This window comes from Micromonospora sp. WMMD987 (assembly GCF_029581435.1).
In the GTDB taxonomy this organism is placed as follows: domain Bacteria; phylum Actinomycetota; class Actinomycetes; order Mycobacteriales; family Micromonosporaceae; genus Micromonospora; species Micromonospora rifamycinica.
Genome location: NZ_CP120861.1, coordinates 5,322,879 through 5,339,757, shown reverse-complemented (window position 1 = coordinate 5,339,757; position 16,879 = coordinate 5,322,879). Strand labels below are relative to the sequence as shown.

The following is a 16,879-nucleotide window of genomic DNA, read 5'->3' as shown; positions in this document are numbered from 1 at the left end:
AAGCCGACCGGTGCGGTGCTCAGCCGTCCTCGCGCCAGCGGTTGGTGATCGGCAGCCGACGGTCCCGGCCGAACGCCTTCATCGAGATCTTCGTGCCGGGTGCGGACTGCCGGCGCTTGTACTCGGCGGTGTCCACCAGCCGGAGCACCCTGTCGACCACGGCCGGGTCGTGGCCGGACTCGACCAGCCCGGCCCGGCCCAGGTCACCGTCGACGTAGCCGATCAGGATCGGATCCAGCACGTCGTACTCGGGCAGGCTGTCGCTGTCGAGCTGGCCCGGGCTCAGCTCGGCCGAGGGCGGCTTGCCGATGGAGTTCTCCGGGATCGGCGGGGTGTCGCCGCGACGGACCGCGTCGGCGTTGCGCCACCTGGCCAACCGCCAGACCAGTGTCTTCCAGACGTCCTTGACCGGGTTGAAACCGCCGACCGAGTCGCCGTAGAGGGTCGAGTAGCCGACCGCCAGCTCGCTCTTGTTGCCGGTGGTGAGGACGAGGTGGCCCTCCTGGTTGGACAGTGCCATCAGGATGACCCCACGGACCCGGGCCTGGAGGTTCTCCACCGCCACCCCGGACAGCGAGATGTTCGCCAGGAAGGTGTCCACCATCGGCTGGATCGGCTCGACCCGGTAGTCCAGGCCGGTCCGCTTGGCGAGATCCTCCGCGTCGGCCCGGGAGTGCTCCGAGGAGTGCTGGCTGGGCAGCGAGACGCCGACCACCCGCTGCGGCCCGAGCGCGTCGACGGCGAGCGCGGCCACCACCGCCGAGTCGATGCCGCCGGACAGGCCCAGCACCACCGAGGGGAAGCGGTTCTTGTTGACGTAGTCGCGCAGGCCCAGCACCAGCGCCTGCCACACCTCGGCCTCGTCGGCGATCGGTGCCATCAGGCCGCCGTCGGCGGCCGGTCCGGTCGGGGCCGGCGGAACCACCCCGACGGTACGGCGTACCACCCGCATCCCGTCGGCGAGGTCCTCGGTGTCGGTGTCGTGCCGACCCGCTCCGGCCAGCTCCACGTCGTGCACGAGCAGGTGCTCGACGAACTGCGGCGCGCGGGTGAGCAGGTCCCCGTCGGCGCTGACGATCATCGAGTCGCCCTCGAAGACCAGCTCGTCCTGGCCGCCGACCAGGTTGACGTACGCGATCGGGGCACCGGCCTCGACGGCCCGGCGACGCACCAGCGGCAGCCGTACGTCGTCCTTGTTCAGCTCGTACGGCGAGCCGTTGATGTTGACCACCAGGCCGACGCCGGCCTGCCGGGCCACCGCGAACGGACCGCCGGCCTGCCACAGGTCCTCGCAGATGGTCAGCGCCACGTCCACCCCGGCGACCCGGACCACGGTCAGGGTGTCCCCGGGCACGAAGTAGCGGTCCTCGTCGAAGACGCCGTAGTTGGGCAGGTGGTGCTTGAAGTAGCGGGCCACCACCTCGCCCCGGTGCAGCAGCGCGGCGGCGTTGCGGGCCCCTCGACCGGGCTGCGCGTCCCCGCTGACCTGGGGTGGGCCGTCGGCGTCCAGGTAGCCGACCACGACCGGCAGGTCGCCGAGACCGTCGGCGGCCAGGTCGGCGGCGAGCCGGCGCAGCGCGGCCTGCGAGGCGGCGACGAAGGAACGGCGGAAGACCAGGTCCTCGACCGGGTAGCCGGTGAGCACCATCTCCGGGAAGGCGACGAGCTGGGCGCCGGCGTCGGCGGCCCGGCGGGTCCAGGCGCGGATCAGCTCGGCGTTGCCGGCCGTGTCGCCGACGGTCGGGTTGACCTGGCACAGGGCCAGACGCAGCGTGGTCATGTACTCATCTTGCCCCAGTGCCGACCGGTCGATCCGGTGGCTCCGACGAGACGACGGACACCCCGCGGCCGACGCCCGGCCGGCCCGGTGCTGGTGGCGGGCCGCCCGTCGATCCGGCGGGCGGGACACCGCAGGACGAGCGGCGGCAGGTCGCGTAACGTCTGCTTAACCAGGCCGGTGGAGACTGGGCGGTCAGGACGGACCGGCCGACCGGTGCCGGACGAACGTGGCGAGGGGTTGGGGAAGTGGACCGTCAGCAGGAGTTCGTCCTCCGCACGCTGGAAGAGCGGGACATCCGGTTCGTCCGGCTGTGGTTCACCGACGTGCTGGGCACGCTCAAGAGCGTCTCGGTCGCTCCGGCGGAGCTGGAGGCGGCCTTCGAGGAGGGCATCGGGTTCGACGGCTCGGCCATCGAGGGCTTCGCCCGGGTCTTCGAGTCCGACATGGTCGCCATGCCGGATCCGACCACCTTCCAGGTGTTCCCGTTCGAGGGCGGGGTGAGCGGCGAGAGCGCCCGGATGTTCTGCGACATCCTGCTGCCCGACGGCGGCCCGTCCTGGGCCGACCCACGGCACGTGCTGCGCCGGATGCTGTCCAAGGCGGCCGAGAAGGGCTTCACCTTCTACACCCACCCCGAGATCGAGTTCTTCCTGCTGGAGAACGGCCCGCAGGACGGCTCGGTGCCCACCGCCGTGGACTCCGGCGGCTACTTCGAGCACACCACGCACGCGGTGGCCCGGGACTTCCGCCGGCAGGCCGTACTGGCGCTGGAGCGGATCGGCATCTCGGTGGAGTTCAGCCACCACGAGGTCGCCCCCGGCCAGCAGGAGATCGACCTGCGGTACGCCGACGCGCTGACCACCGCCGACAACATCATGACCTTCCGGCACGTGGTCAAGGAGGTGGCGCTCTCCACCGGCGTGCAGGCCAGCTTCATGCCGAAGCCCTTCACCGACCAGCCGGGCAGCGGCATGCACACCCACCTGTCGCTGTTCGAGGGGGAGCGCAACGCGTTCCACGACTCCGGCGACCCGATGAAGCTGTCGAAGGTGGCGAAGTCGTTCATCGCCGGCCTGTTGATGCACGCCCGGGAGTACACGGCGGTCACCAACCAGTGGGTCAACTCGTACAAGCGGCTCTTCCCGCAGGCGTTGCCGGACCGGATCACCGAGAGCCCGGCGTACGTCTGCTGGGGGCACCTGAACCGGTCGGCGCTGGTCCGTGTCCCCGCGTACGGCAAGCCGAACTCGGCCCGGGTGGAGGTCCGCTCGCTGGACTCGGCGACCAACCCCTACCTGGCGTTCGCGGTGATGCTCGGCGCGGGCCTGAAGGGCATCGAGGAGGGCTACGAGCTGCCGCCGGGCGCGGAGGACGACGTCTGGTCGCTGACCAGCGCCGAGCGGCGGGCGATGGGTTACGAGGCGTTGCCGGAGAACCTGTCCGAGGCGATCGACGTGATGGCCGGCTCGGAACTGGTCGCCGAGGTGCTGGGCGAGCACGTCTTCGACTTCTTCCTGCGTAACAAGCGGGCCGAGTGGGAGCAGTACCGCCGCGAGGTCACCCCGTACGAGCGGCAGCGTTACCTGTCGCTGTAGCGCGTACCGCCGCCGGCCGGGGTCGTCCGCACCGGGGCCGGCGGCGGCCCGCTCGCACCGACGGGCCGCGTCCCGGCCGGTCCGGGGGCTGTCGGTGGTGGTGCGGTGCCGCTATCGTCTCGATCACCGTGCCGGCACCCGCGCCGGGCGCAGGAGGTCGGGAGGCCGTCGGTGCTGGAGGATCTGCTCACCGGAGCATGGCAGAGCGTCGTGTTCGGTGTCGTCGGGGTGGCGCTGATGGCGGCCGGCTTCGTGCTGGTCGACATGCTCACCCCGGGTAAGTTGCGCGAGCTGATCTGGGTTCGGCGTAACGGCAACGCCGGGCTGCTGCTGGCCGCCAACCAGCTCGGTGTCGCCGGCATCGTCTTCACGGCGATCGTGACCAGCTACGACGACTTCGCCAAGGGGCTCGCCTCGACGGTGATCTTCGGGTTGATCGGGTTGGCCGTCATGGCGCTGGCCTTCGGCGTGCTCGACCTGCTCACGCCGGGCAAGCTCGGCGAGGTGATCTGCTCGGACGAGCCGCACCCGGCGGCCCGGGTCAGTGCCGCCACCCACTTCGGGGCGGCCCTGATCGTCTGCGCCTGCATCGCCTGACCGACCCGCGGCGCGACCGGTTCGGGTGCGCCGGCTGGTCGACGGCGTCGGCGTGGTTCGTCGTACCCCCGTCGTAGCGTGCGGTGGTGAACCGAACGGACCGTCTCTACGCCCTGGTGGAAGAGCTGCGGGCGGTGGCGCCCAGGCCGCGCAGCGCCCGCTGGCTGGCCGGCCGCTTCGAGGTGAGCACCCGCACCGTCGAACGGGACATCGCCGCCCTCCAGGGGGCCGGCGTGCCGATCTGGGCCGAGCCGGGCCGGACCGGCGGTTACGTGGTCGACCGTGCGCACACCCTGCCACCGGTCAACCTGACCGCGGTCGAGGCGGTGGCGATGGCGGTGGCCCTGCACCGGCTCGCCGGCACTCCGTTCGCCGAGGCGGGCGGCACGGCACTCCGCAAACTGCTCGCGGTGCTGCCGGCCGCCGATGCCGCCGACGCGCGTCTGCTCGCCGGCCGGGTGCTGCTGATCGGCGGCGGGCCGGCCACCTCCGTCCCGGCCGTCGTCGCCGGTGCGGTCTCCGCCCGCCGGGTGCTCCGCCTGCGGTACGCCGACCGTCGCGGCGTGGCCTCCGCACGCGAGGTCGAGCCGCTGGGCTACCTGGGCAACAGCCGACACTGGTACCTGTTCGCCTGGTGTCGGCTCCGCGGCGGGCCGCGCTGCTTCCGCACCGACCGGATCGTCGGGGTGGAGACGTCGCCGGAGCTGGTCACCCGGGAGTTCCGCGCCGACGACCTGGACGTCCCGCCCGAGCGGGTACACCGGTTGACCCTGGTGTGAGGCGGGTCCGGGGAAGCCGGGTCCGCGAGCGGGTCACCGCCGGGGAGTCTTCCGCAAACACCGACAGGACGGTGTCGCGGAGACCCGGCAGGCTGGCCGCCGTGACCACCGGCCGCCCGGCCGGGGCGGGGAACAGGAGGCAACGCGTGACCAGCACACCCATCACCTGGTTCGAGATCGGCACCGACCGGCCGGAGGAGGCGCGGGGGTTCTACGCCGAGTTGTTCGGCTGGACCTTCGCGGAGGAGGGCGCGGCCGGCGGTGCGTCCTACCAGACGACCACCGCGGGGCAGCCGACCGGCATCGGCGGGGGGATCCGGGTCCTCGCCGAGGGCGAACCCGGCTACGCGATCCTGTACGCCGAGGTGAGCGACGTGGCGCAGACGTGCCGGCGGGCCGAGGCGGCCGGCGGCACGGTGCTGACGCCGCCGGGGACCACGCCGAGCGGGTTGACCCGTGCCCGGCTGTGCGACCCGGCGGGCAACCTGCTCGGCGTCTTCTCCCAGCCGACCACCACCTGATCGGGCCGGGGCGGTGTCGCGGTGACCGAGGCCACCGCGACACCGCCCCGGCCGCGTCGATCACCGGCCGGGTGGCCGGCGACGGGTCACCTGCCGGCGGGGTGGCTGGCGTGGGTCACCTGCCGGCGGGACCGTCCGGTCCGCCACGGTGGCCGGGGCCACCCGGACCGGGGAAGACCCCGGACTCGACGGCCTTGGTGATCGCGTCGGCCTGCTCCTGGGTGAGCTTGCCGTCCTTGACCGCCCGGGCCAGCCGCTCGGCCAGCTTCTCCTGCCGGTCCTCGGCCGACGGCCGTTCCGGCCGCTCACCCTTGGCCCGGTCCCGGTGCTGCTCGCGCACCTTCTCCAGCGCGGCGGTCACCTTGTCGGTGTCCACGTCCAGCTCCTTGGCCAGCGCCTCGGCGAACTCGTGCTGCCGGTCGGCGCGCTCGGACTGCCGGTCGGTGCCCTTCCCGGCCTCGCTACTGGCGCTCGGCGTCGGGGTGGACCCACCCTCGGCGAAGGCCACCGTGGGAGCGGCGATCCCCACCCCGAGCACGCCGGCGGCGGCGAGGCCGACCAACAGGCGCTTCTTCGACATCGTGCGGGACATCGGTCCTCCAGTACGTCGGTGGTGATGCGTTGTCGTCACCGACAGTGACCATCGAACCTGGGAAAACCCCGTCCCGATCCTGTCCCCCAGCTGAAAGTTCCGCCGTTGCGGTCCGGTGATCAAGGGGTTCAGGTCAGGAATGCGCTTTCCGGCTGCCCGAGCCGGTCGATCGCCGGAGCGGGCGAAAAGGGGGGTGGGGACGGGTTACCGGACGGCGGGGGTGAGGGTGAGGGTGCCGGTCGTGGTGTCCAGGGTGGCCCGGGTGTGGACGGGGACGGTGAGCTGCCCGGGGCCGTGGCCGATCGGCAGGCCGCCGAGGACCGGCACCCCCAGGTCGCCCAGGCGGTCGGTGAGGACGTCCACGACGGTGGTGTCCCACCCGTCGGCGCAGTCGGTGAACTGGCCGACCGCCACGGCGGCCAGGCCGTCCAGCGCTCCGGCGCGGCGCAGGTGGGTGAGCATCCGGTCGACCTTGTACGGGGGCTCCTGCACCTCCTCGACGAGCAGCACCGCCCCGGTCAGGTCGGGCATGTCCGGGGTGCCGAGGGTGGCGGTGATCAGGCAGAGGTTCCCGCCGATCAGTCGCCCGACCGCCCGCCCGGGTACCCGGACCGGATACGTCGTCTCCTCCGGCACCGCGCTGACGGTCACCGGGGCGGTGGTCATCAGCGCGGCGTGCAGCGACTGCGCCGACCGCAGCGGTGTGCGTTCGTCGACCCAGGCCGCCCCGGGACCGTGCACACCGGCCAGCCGGGCACCCCGCCAGAGCGCGAACTGCAGGGCGGTGATGTCGGAGAAACCGGCCACCACCTTCGGATCCCGCCGGACGGCGGCCATGTCGATCAGGTCGACCACCCGCTGTGCGCCGTAACCGCCCCGGGTGCAGATCACCCCGCGCACCTGCGGGTCGGCGAAGGCGGTGTTCAGGTCGGCGGCGCGCAGCGCGTCCTCCCCGGCGAGGTAGCCCCGGCGGGCGTACGCGTGGGGAGCCACCACCGGCCGCAGCCCCCAGCCGGTCAGCAGCTCGATGCCGCGCGCCACCCGCTCCGGACGGGTCGGGCCGGACGGCGAGACCAGCATCACCGTGTCGCCCTCGCGCAGCACGGGCGGGCGCAGGACGGACGGGTCGTCGGCGGTCACAGCGGCCGAGCATAGCCGCCCGGCCGTTCCGGACCGCGCCGTTCCGGAGCCGCCGTCGGCGCAGCGACCCGGCCCGGGGACGGAGCGGCCGTCGGCGCAGCGACCAGGCGCGGGACGGAGCGGCCGTCGGCCGACGCGAGGCGTCCCGGGCGGCCGTCGACGTACCCGATAGCCTCGACGGCGTGGGAACCGCACTGGTGATCGAGAACGACCCGACCGACGACCCCCGGCGGCTGGGGGACTGGCTGGTGGAGGGGGGTCTGGACCTGCGGGTGCTGCGCCCGCACGTCGGCGACGACCTGCCCGACGACCTGACCGGGTACGTGGCGCTGGTGGTGCTCGGCGGTGACCAGCACGCCTACCCGGCACCGGACGGCGCCCCCGGGGCGCCCTGGTTCCCCCGGTTGGAGGGGTTGCTGCGCAAGGCCGTCCGGCACCGGGTGCCGACCCTCGGCGTCTGCCTCGGCGCGCAACTGCTGGCCACCGCGCACGCCGGCCTGGTCGAGCGCAGCCCGTCCGGCCCCGAGGCGGGGCCGGGGGTGGTCGGCCGGCGCGACGCCGCCGAGAGCGACCTGCTGTTCCGGTACGTGCCGCTGATCCCGGACGTGCTCCAGTGGCACGCCGACGAGATCACCGAGCTGCCCCGGGCCGCCACCCTGCTGGCCGCCTCGACCCGCTACCCGCACCAGGCGTTCCGGCTCGGTGACCGGGCCTGGGGTCTCCAGTTCCACATCGAGTGCGACACCGCGATGATCGCCGAGTGGGCGCACGGCTCGGAACTGCTCGCCGAGCTGGGCTACGACGAGGACCTGGTGGTGGCCGCCTGCGACCGGGTGATGGCCGACGTCGAGGAGGTGTGGCAGCCGTTCGCCGTCCGGTTCGCCGCCCTCGCCCTCGGCGAGCTGGACGACGACACCCGCCGCAGCCTCCCCCTGCTCGGCCATTGAGATGAGCAGACCGACCAGGGGACGGCTGGCCCGTTACGGCTTCGCCGAGGGCGACGGCGGTCCGCGCGCCGCCGACCTGCTCGGCGCGGACGGGCTCGGGCTGTGGCGGGCCGACGAGCAGGAACCCGCCGACCGGGCGGCGGCCGACCTGCTGGCCGCGCTCTCCCGGGCCGCCGATCCGGATCTGGCACTGCGCCAACTGCACCGGATGGTGGAGACCGAGCGGCGGACCGCCGGTGCGGCGGGGTCGGCGGTGCTGGCCGCGCTCGCCGCCGACCCGGGCCTGCGGCGTCGGCTGATCGCCGTCCTCGGGGCGTCCTCCGCCCTGGGTGACCACCTGGTCGCCAACCCGGGCCAGTGGACGGTGCTCGGCACCGCCCCGGACGGGCTGGCCCCCGTCGCCGACGGCCGGCTCGACCTGGCCCTCGCCGGGCGGCTGACCACCGCCACCGCGCCGGTGGCGGTGCTGCGGCAGGCGTACCGGCTGGCGTTGCTGCGGATCGCGGCGGCCGACCTGACCGGCGGGCGGGGCCTGGAACAGGTGATGGCGGCGCTCTCCGCGCTGGCCGACGCCACCCTGTCGGCGGCGTACGAGATCGCGGTGGGCGAGCTGCCGGCGGGGACGCCCCGGCCCCGGCTGGCCGTGGTGGCGATGGGCAAGTGCGGCGGCGACGAGCTGAACTACGTCTCCGACGTCGACGTGATCTTCGTGGCCGCGACCGACGAGGACCTGCCCGCCGCGACCACCGTCGCGGCCCGGCTGATCCACGTCTGCGGGCTGGTCGCCTGGCCGGTGGACGCCGCGCTGCGTCCCGAGGGCAACCGGGGGCCGCTGGTCCGCACCCTGGCCAGCCACCTCGCCTACTACCAGCGCTGGGCCCGCACCTGGGAGTTCCAGGCGCTGCTCAAGGCCCGGCCGGCCGCCGGTGACCTGGCGTTGGCCGGCGAGTGGGTCGACGCCCTCGCCCCGCTGGTCTGGCGGGCGTCGGAGCGCCCCGAGGCGGTCTCCGACGTGCGCGCGATGCGCCGCCGGATCATCGACAACATCCCGCCGAAGGAGCTGGACCGCGAGATCAAGCGGGGTCCGGGCGGCCTGCGGGACATCGAGTTCGCCGTCCAGCTGCTGCAACTGGTGCACGGCCGGGGCGACGAGTCGCTCCGGGTGCCGGGCACCGTGCCGGCGTTGCGCGCGTTGGTGACCGGCGGCTACGTCGGGCGGGCCGACGGCGAGGCGCTGCTGCGCGGGTACCGCTTCCTGCGCGGCGTCGAGCACCGGCTCCAGCTCCAGGCGCTGCGGCGCACCCACACCGTGCCGACCGAGCCGGCCGCGCTGCGCTGGCTGGCCGCCGCGCTCGGCTACGCCGCGATCCCGGGCCGCAGCGCCGTGGAGAGCTTCCGCGTCGACTGGGTCGCCCACGCCACCGAGGTACGCCGGCTGCACGCCAAACTGCTCTACCGGCCGCTGCTGGAGTCGGTGGCCCGGGTGCCCGCCGACGGCCTGCGGCTCACCCCGGAGGCGGCCCGGCACCGGCTGGAGATCCTCGGTTTCGCCGACCCGGCCGGGGCGCTGCGGCACCTCCAGGCCCTCACCGGCGGGGTGAGCCGGACCGCCGCGATCCAGCGCACCCTGCTGCCGGTGCTGCTCAGCGAGTTCGCCGACGCGCCCGAACCGGACCGGGGACTGCTCAACTACCGACAGGTCTCCGAATCCCTCGGCAGCACCCCGTGGTACCTGCGGCTGCTGCGCGACTCCGGCCCGGTGGCCCGCCGGCTGGCCCGGGTGCTGTCGTCGTCCCGGTACGCGGCCGACCTGCTGGCCCGGGAACCGGAGGCGCTGCGGCTGCTGGCCGAGGAGAACGAGCTGACGCCCCGGCCCCGGGAGGTGCTCTGCGACGGGTTCGCCGCCGCCGCCGCCCGGCACGCCGATCCGGTCGAGGCGACCCGGGCGGTCCGCGCGCTGCGCCGCCGGGAACTCGTCCGGATCGCCTGCGCCGACGTGCTCAGCCGGGCCGGCGGGTTGGCCCCGCGCCCCGAGCGCGGCGCACCGGCCGGTCCGCTCGCCGACGTCACCCGGGTCGGCACCGGGCTGTCCCACGTCACCGACGCCACGCTGTCGGCCGCGCTGCGCGCCGTCCGGGCCGCCCAGCCGAAGCTGCCCGGCCTGCGGTTCGCGGTTATCGGCCTGGGTCGCCTCGGCGGCTACGAGTCCAACTACCTCTCCGACGCCGACGTGCTCTTCGTCTACGACGCGCCGGCCGGGACGACGGAGAGCACGGCCAGCGCCACCGCGCACGCCATCGCCGAGGAACTGCGTCGGCTGCTGGGCGCCCCGGCCCCCGACCCGGCGCTCGGGGTCGACGCCGACCTGCGCCCGGAGGGTCGGCAGGGGCCACTGGTCCGCAGCCTCGCCGCCTACGCCCAGTACTACGCCCGCTGGTCCCGGGTCTGGGAGGCGCAGGCGCTGCTGCGGGCCCGGTTCGTCTGCGGCGACGCCGACCTGGGCACCGAGTTCGAGAAGATGGTCGACCCGGTCCGCTATCCGGCCGACGGGCTGACCCGCGAGCAGATCGTCGAGATCCGGCGGATCAAGGCCCGGGTGGAGAACGAGCGGCTGCCCCGGGGCGCCGACCCGGCCACCCACACCAAGCTGGGGCGGGGTGGTCTGGCCGACGTCGAGTGGGCGGTGCAACTGCTCCAGCTCCGGCACGCGGGGGCGTACCCGCAGCTGCGCGGGACGCGTACCCTCGATGCCCTCGCGGCGGCGCGGGACGCCGCGCTGGTCGATCCGGCGGACGCCGCCGCGATGGCCGCCGGGTGGACCCTCGCCGCGCAGGTCCGCAACGCGCTGATGCTGGTCCGGGGCCGGGCCGGCGACCAGCTCCCCCGGCACGGGGTGGAGCTGGCCGGGGTGGTGCGGTTGCTCGGCGCGGACGACCCGGGGGAGTTCCTCGACGACTACCTGCGCACCGCCCGGCGGTCCCGGACGGCGATGCAGCGGGTCCTGGAGAGCTGAGCCCGCCGCCGGTGCGGGTCCGTCACCGGCGGCGGAGCAGCAGCAGGTGGTCGACCAGGGTGGCCGTCTGGCCGCCCGGGCCGGTGGCCTCCCGCTGCGGCGCGTCCAGCCGTTCGACGTGCCACCTGTCCGGGTCGAGATCGAGGTCGGCCAGGGTCTCCTGCGGGGTGGGGAACCGCAGGTGACGATGCGCGGGGTTGCCCCAGGGCGGCACCGCGCCGTGCTCGACCACGAGCAGCCGCCCGCCGGGTGCCACCGCCCGTGCCGCGGCCCGCAGCACCTCGGTCCGGGGAAAGTCCAGGGGTGACTGGAGGAACTGCGCGGAGACCAGGTCGAACGCGCCGGTCGGGAAGCTCCGGGCCAGGTCGTGCCGGCGGAACTCGACCCGGGAGGCCACCCCGGCGGCCGTCACGGCGGCGGCCGACCGCTCCAGGGCGGTGGTGGAGACGTCGACGGCGGTCACCCGCCAGCCCCGCCGGGCCAGCCAGACCGCGTCGCCGCCCTCCCCGCAGCCCAGGTCGAGGGCGGTTCCGGCGGGCAGCGTGCCGACCACGTCGACCAGGTGCGGATTGGGCCGCCCGCTCCACTGCCGCTCCCGGCCCCGGTACAGCTCGTCCCAGTGCCGGGCGGTCTCCTCGTCGACCGTCGGGTCGCCGTCGGCACCCGCCCCGACGGGGGTGGCCGCCGGCCGCCCGGCACCGGGCGTCGCGGTGTGGTGGGGCCGGTCGGTCGCCGGCACCCCGGTTGCCGCGGCGGCCCGGTGGGCGGCCACCGCGCGGGTGGTGTCCTCGTCGATCAGGTCGGCGTTGAGCGCGGCGGCGGCCTTCAGGCCCGCCGCGGCGGCGGCGATCACGGTGGCCTGCGGGTCGGTGACGTTGCCGGCCGCCCACACCCCCGGCACCGCGGTCGCGCCGGTGGCGTCGGAGGCGAGCCGGGTGCCGAGGACGTACCCGCCGACCCCGAAATCCTCGGTGGCGAGCCCGAGCCCGGCGAGGAAGGTGGCCCGGACGTCGAACGTGGGGGCCACCACCAGCGCCTCCCGGGGCAGCACCCGGCCGGACCGCAGTCGTACGCCGGTCAGCCGGTCGGCGTCGACCTCCACCGCCGCGACCTCGCCGTCGACCACGGTGACACCCCGGGCGGCGAGCTTCTCCGCCTCGTCGGCGGGCACCGGGCCGGCGGTGTGCGTGAAGACCACCACGTCGTCGGTGAGTTGACGGAACAGCAGCGCCTGGTGGGCGGCCAGCGGCCCGGTGGCGAGCACCCCGACGGCCCGGTCCCGCACCTCCCAGCCGTGGCAGTACGGGCAGTGCAGCACGTCCCGCCCCCACCGGTCGGCCAGGCCCGGCACCCCGGGCAGCTCGTCGACCAGGCCGGTGGTGACCAGCAGTCGCCGGGCGTGCAGCGTACGGCCGTCGGACAGGGTGACCGCGAACCGGGCCGGGCCGGCGTCGCCGGCCGGCTCCGAGGCGTCGGCCGGGTGGGTGGCGGTCACCGTGCCGTCGAGGACGGTGACGCCGTAGCGGGCCACCTCGGCACGGCCCGTCGCGTACAGCTCGGCGGGCGGCATGCCCTCGCTGGTCAGAAAGTTGTGTACGTGGTCGGCGGGGGCGTTGCGCGGGGCGCCGCCGTCCACCACCACCACGTCGCGGCGGAAGCGGCCCAGGGCGAGCGCGCCGCTGAGCCCGGCCGCACCGCCGCCGATCACCACCACGTCGTGTACCACCGGGTACGTCATGATCGCTGCCTCCTCGCGGGTGGGTCCGTCCCACCGACGCCCCGGATCGTGCCCCCGGATCGTCGAACTGCCAAACATCGTTGCCGGAATGGCAAACTGGGGCGGTGACCGACGAGCGCGCCGAGCAGGAAGCCCGGCCCCGGTCGGCGGCCCGACCCGCGAACCTGCGGACCGGCCGTGACCCTGGGCCGGACCGGGAGCCGCAGGTCGGCGGCGGGCCGGACCGGGATTCGCGGACAGGCGGCGGATCCGGGCCGGGGCGGGATTCTCTGGTGGAGCGCGGATCCGGGCCGAAGCGGGTGGCCGGGGTGGGGCCGGGGCGTTGGGCCGTCCCGGACGGGACACCGGCCGTCGTTCCGGAGGAGGTGCTGACCGCCGTGGGACCACGACTGCGGGCGCTGCGCCAGCAGCGCGGCGTGACGCTGAGCCAGCTCGGGGCGGCGACCGGGATCTCGGTCAGCACGCTGTCCCGGCTGGAGTCGGGTGGCCGGCGACCCACCCTGGAGCTCCTGCTCGCCCTGGCCGGCTTCCACCGGGTTCCGCTGGACGACCTGGTCGGCACGCCGCAGATCGGCGATCCCCGGGTGCACCGTCGGCCGGTGCTCCGGCACGGGGTCAGCATCGTGCCGCTGAGCCGCCGTCCGGGTGGCATCCAGGCGTACAAGATGATGTATCCGCCCGGGGCGCCGGTGGGCGAGCCGACCCGGCAGGTGCACGAGGGGTACGAGTGGCTCTACGTGCTGTCCGGCCGCGTCCGGCTGCTGCTCGGCGGTCACGATCTCACCCTCGACACCGGCGAGGTGGCCGAGTTCGACACCCGTACCCCGCACTGGTTCGGTAACCCGTTCGACGCTCCCGCGGAGCTGCTCAGCCTCTTCGGAGCCCAGGGAGAACGCCTCCACGTCCGCGCCCGCCCCACCCCGCCGCGTTGATCAAGAGGTTTGCGTGATCCTGCCCGGGATCCCTGACCCGAACCTCTTGATCAATTCGCCGGGGCGGAGGTGAGGGTCCAGGTGCCGGGGGTGGGGGTGGTCAGGAGGGTCCAGGGGCCTCGGGAGGTGAGGGTGGCGGGTGGTGGGACGGTCAGCCAGGGGGTGTGGTGGATGCGGATCAGGACCTGTGCTGCGGTGGGGGTGCGCACGGTCAGCGTGGCGGCGTCCTGTCGGACCAGCACCCCGGGCGCGGCGACCAGCGGCGTCGGGTCGGTCACCGCGTACAGCCGCCAGTGCCGGTCCGACCAGACCCGGGTCAGGTACGGCAGACCCGCGTCGACCAGTTCCGCCTCGGCCCGCCCCACCCAGGACAGCGGCGCGTCGGGGACGGCGACGTACTGCACGGCGTACTCGTCCAGCCAGGCCCGGTAGCTGTCGGCGGTCAACGGGACACCGGTGCCGGCGGCCCCCGGGACGGTGGTGAAGAAGAGCGGGTTGCGGCCGATGTCGACCTGCCGCAGCCAGCCCCGGGCCAGCGGCACCTCGCCCAGCTGCGCGGCCTCCCAGTAGTTGCGGGTCGGCGGCACCTCGACCCGGCCGGTGAGCCCGCGCCGGCCCAGCTCGGCGGCGAGCGGGTCGAAGTAGCTCCGGTCAGCGGTCGGATCGTCGGCGCTGCGCAGGTCGGCGGCGACCACCGGCGGCAGCCACCAGCACACCACCGCCAGCAACGTGGCCAACGCCACCGCGCCGGTCCACCCGGCCCGGCGGCGCGGCAGCCGGGCGGTGAGCCAGCCGGGTGGCCGGGCGGCGGCCGCCAGCACCGGCAGCGCGAACATCGTCACCAGCCGGGTCGCGTTCAGCCCGACCGGGGTGTGCACCAGCGCCGCCGCCAGCACCCCGGCCGCTGACAGCAACGCCGCCACCCGCACCGGCCGGTACGCCACCAGCGCCGCCACCAGCAGGCTGACGGTGACCGACCGCAGGGTGTCCGTGCGGCTGATGTTCATCCAGCCGCCCTCGCCGAACAGCAGCCCGGTGACCGCGAGCGGTACCGCCGCCGCGCCGCCGAGCAGCAGGCCGTCGGCGTACCGGCGGTCGACCAGCAAAGCCGCCCCGGCCAGGCCGACGAACAGACCCGCCACCGGACTGGTCGCCGAGGCCGCCAGCGCGCCGACCGCCACCAGCACGACCCGGACCCGACGCCGGCCCGGTCCGACCGCCCAGCGCCTGACCCTGCCGGGCCGAGGCCCGCCCGGTCGGGCCGCCGTCCAGCGCCCGCCCGGTCGGGCCGTCCGAGGCGCGCTCCGGTCGGCCGACGGCGTCCCGGCCGGGGCGTCGGTCGTCGGCAGGGTCAGGGCGAGCAGGGCGACCAGCCCGAACGCCACCCCGAGGGCGTAGGTGACCCGGCCGGAGACCAGGTTGCCGGTGATCGTCAGCACCCCGACCAGGCTGCCGAGCAGCGGCCTGGGCACACCGGTCCGTACCAGCAGGGCGGCGAACACGGCGGCCGAGCCGACCAGGGCCAGCGCGCCCGTCGGCCGTACCCCGAGGGTCGCCATCAGCGGCGGCGAGACCAGGCTGTAGCCGAACGGCTGGATGCCGGCGTACCAGCGCACGTCGACCAGGGCGAAGCCGTGCGCGGCGAAGAAGTCGGCGCGGGCCACCTGGGCGGACAGGTCCGAGCCCAGCCGGGGCAGCGCCAGCCACACCCCGGCGAGCACGACGGCGAGACCGGTGGCCGACCCCACCACCCTGTTGCCCCGCATGCCCACCTCCGGTCCGCGATCACGCTACTGGCAGCATGACGGACGTGCCTCACCACCTGTCCCGCTGGCTCGGTCTGTCCGGTTCGGTGCTGCTCGCCGTCGCCGCGTACCTCGGGGGCGCGCTGCCGGGGTCGGAGCTGCGCCCCACCCCGGTCACCATCTGGCAGAGCCGGCACGGGCCGCTCGTGCTGGCCCTCTGGCTGGTCGGCACCGGGCTGCTGGCCTGGGCGTGGTGGACCCTGCGCGACCGGGTGCCGTCGGCCCGGTGGGCACTGGTCACCGCCGGGCTCTGGGTGCTGCCGCTGCTGTTCGCGCCGCCGCTGGGCAGCCGGGACGTGTACGCGTACTCCTGCCAGGGCGCCAGCTACGTGGCCGGGATCAACCCGTACGAGCAGGGTGTGTCGGCGCTGCCCTGCCCCTGGATCGACACGATCTCCTACATCTGGCGGGACACCCCGGCACCATACGGGCCGCTCTTCGTGCTGCTCGCCGGGGCGATCGTCCGGGTCACCGGGTCACTGGACACCGACACCGCGCTGACCGTGAACATCGCCCTGTTCCGGGTGCTCGCGGTGCTCGGGGTGGCCACGGCCGCGGCCTGCCTGCCGGTGCTGGCCCGCCGCTGCGGGGTGCCGGTGGGGCGGGCGCTCTGGCTGGCGCTGGCCTCCCCGCTGGTCGGGGTGCACCTGATCTCCGGGGCGCACAACGACGCGCTGATGATCGGCCTGTTGGCCGCCGGGCTGGCCGTGGTGGCGGCCAACCCGGGTCGGCGCTGGCCGCTGCTGGCCGGCGGGGTGCTGCTCGGCCTGGCCGGCGCGGTGAAGGTGACCGCCCTGGTGGTGGTGCCGTTCGCGGTACTGGCCGCGCTGGTCGGGCCGTACCGGATCCGGGCGCTGTGGCGCGACGGCCTGCCGGTCGCCGGCGGCGCGCTGGTCGCGGTGGTCGGCGCGACCCTGGCGGCGGGCCTGGACCTCGGGTGGATCGCCGGCCTGGAACAGGGCGGCCTGGTGATCGCCTGGACGTCGCCGCCGACCGCGGTCGGGCAGACCGCGGGTTACGTCGCCGCCCTGTTCGGCGCGGACGTCGACGCGTTGCCGGTGACCCGGACGATCGGCATGGCGGTGCTGGCGGTGCTGCTGGTCTGGCTGTGGTGGCGGGCCCGCACCCGCGATCCGCTCTGGCACGCCGGCCTGGCGCTGGCCGCGACGGTGGCCCTCGCGCCGCTGTTCCACCCCTGGTACTGGCTCTGGCCGATGGCGGTGCTCGCCGCGACGACCCGCCACTCGACGCGGTGGTTCGCGCTGGTGGCGTTGATCTCGGCGTTCCTGGTGCTGCCCGACGGCACCGGGCTGGCCCGGTTCACCAAGATGCCCGGTGCCCCGCTGATGACGCTGTTGGTGATCGTGGTGGCCGTCCGGTTGGTACGGTCGGCTCGGGCGGCCCGGCGGCCCGCCACCGCCGTCTCGACCGCCGACTGAG

13 protein-coding genes are annotated in these 16,879 nt (G+C 74.9%); 8 read left to right on the top strand and 5 right to left on the bottom strand.

Annotated features, from left to right (window positions below; all coding sequences use genetic code 11):
- Window positions 1-19: 19 nt before the first annotated feature.
- A complete protein-coding gene (locus O7612_RS22440) occupies window positions 20-1,780 on the bottom strand; it encodes an NAD+ synthase (protein WP_282267148.1) in 1,761 nt (586 codons plus the stop codon).
- Window positions 1,781-2,025: 245 nt separating this feature from the next.
- Here O7612_RS22440 and glnA point away from each other — a divergent pair, with 245 nt between their 5' ends.
- The 4 genes from glnA (at window position 2,026) to O7612_RS22420 (ending at window position 5,272) form a co-directional block, all read left to right on the top strand.
- Entirely contained in the window at window positions 2,026-3,375 is a 1,350-nt protein-coding gene (glnA, locus tag O7612_RS22435; protein ID WP_067306034.1) for a type I glutamate--ammonia ligase, read from the top strand.
- A gap of 171 nt (window positions 3,376-3,546) precedes the next feature.
- Complete coding sequence (locus O7612_RS22430) at window positions 3,547-3,972, top strand: DUF350 domain-containing protein (protein ID WP_282267144.1); 426 nt, start codon at window positions 3,547-3,549, stop codon at window positions 3,970-3,972.
- 86 nt (window positions 3,973-4,058) lie between these two features.
- Entirely contained in the window at window positions 4,059-4,751 is a 693-nt protein-coding gene (locus O7612_RS22425; RefSeq protein WP_282267142.1) for a WYL domain-containing protein, read from the top strand.
- 146 nt (window positions 4,752-4,897) lie between these two features.
- Window positions 4,898-5,272: a VOC family protein gene (locus tag O7612_RS22420; RefSeq protein WP_282267140.1), complete on the top strand. Its 375-nt coding sequence runs from the start codon at window positions 4,898-4,900 to the stop codon at window positions 5,270-5,272.
- A gap of 115 nt (window positions 5,273-5,387) precedes the next feature.
- Here O7612_RS22420 and O7612_RS22415 read toward each other — a convergent pair whose 3' ends face one another.
- Together O7612_RS22415 and O7612_RS22410 are read right to left on the bottom strand one after the other, a co-directional pair.
- The gene (locus tag O7612_RS22415) at window positions 5,388-5,864 is read right to left on the bottom strand and encodes a hypothetical protein (RefSeq protein ID WP_282267138.1); all 477 of its coding nucleotides are present in this window, start codon (window positions 5,862-5,864) and stop codon (window positions 5,388-5,390) included.
- 204 nt (window positions 5,865-6,068) lie between these two features.
- The gene (locus tag O7612_RS22410; protein WP_282267137.1) at window positions 6,069-7,004 is read right to left on the bottom strand and encodes an LD-carboxypeptidase; all 936 of its coding nucleotides are present in this window, start codon (window positions 7,002-7,004) and stop codon (window positions 6,069-6,071) included.
- Window positions 7,005-7,186: 182 nt separating this feature from the next.
- Between O7612_RS22410 and O7612_RS22405 the strand changes: the two genes are divergently transcribed.
- Both O7612_RS22405 and O7612_RS22400 read left to right on the top strand, forming a co-directional pair.
- Window positions 7,187-7,951, top strand: coding sequence for a type 1 glutamine amidotransferase (locus O7612_RS22405; protein ID WP_282267135.1), 765 nt, complete (start codon window positions 7,187-7,189; stop codon window positions 7,949-7,951).
- A 1-nt stretch (window position 7,952) separates the two neighbouring features.
- Window positions 7,953-10,964, top strand: a complete 3,012-nt coding sequence (locus O7612_RS22400) for a bifunctional [glutamine synthetase] adenylyltransferase/[glutamine synthetase]-adenylyl-L-tyrosine phosphorylase (RefSeq protein ID WP_282267134.1) — start codon at window positions 7,953-7,955, stop codon at window positions 10,962-10,964.
- 22 nt (window positions 10,965-10,986) lie between these two features.
- Here the strand turns inward: O7612_RS22400 and O7612_RS22395 are convergent, their stop codons facing one another.
- Window positions 10,987-12,702: an FAD-dependent oxidoreductase gene (locus O7612_RS22395; RefSeq protein ID WP_282267132.1), complete on the bottom strand. Its 1,716-nt coding sequence runs from the start codon at window positions 12,700-12,702 to the stop codon at window positions 10,987-10,989.
- Between the two features lie 308 nt (window positions 12,703-13,010).
- Between O7612_RS22395 and O7612_RS22390 the strand changes: the two genes are divergently transcribed.
- Window positions 13,011-13,634, top strand: coding sequence for an XRE family transcriptional regulator (locus O7612_RS22390; protein WP_282274001.1), 624 nt, complete (start codon window positions 13,011-13,013; stop codon window positions 13,632-13,634).
- 50 nt (window positions 13,635-13,684) lie between these two features.
- On the opposite strand, the gene O7612_RS22385 is transcribed toward O7612_RS22390, so the two are convergent.
- Entirely contained in the window at window positions 13,685-15,400 is a 1,716-nt protein-coding gene (locus O7612_RS22385; RefSeq protein WP_282267130.1) for a hypothetical protein, read from the bottom strand.
- A gap of 44 nt (window positions 15,401-15,444) precedes the next feature.
- Between O7612_RS22385 and mptB the strand changes: the two genes are divergently transcribed.
- Window positions 15,445-16,878: a polyprenol phosphomannose-dependent alpha 1,6 mannosyltransferase MptB gene (mptB, locus tag O7612_RS22380; RefSeq protein ID WP_282274000.1), complete on the top strand. Its 1,434-nt coding sequence runs from the start codon at window positions 15,445-15,447 to the stop codon at window positions 16,876-16,878.
- Window position 16,879 lies beyond the last annotated feature (1 nt).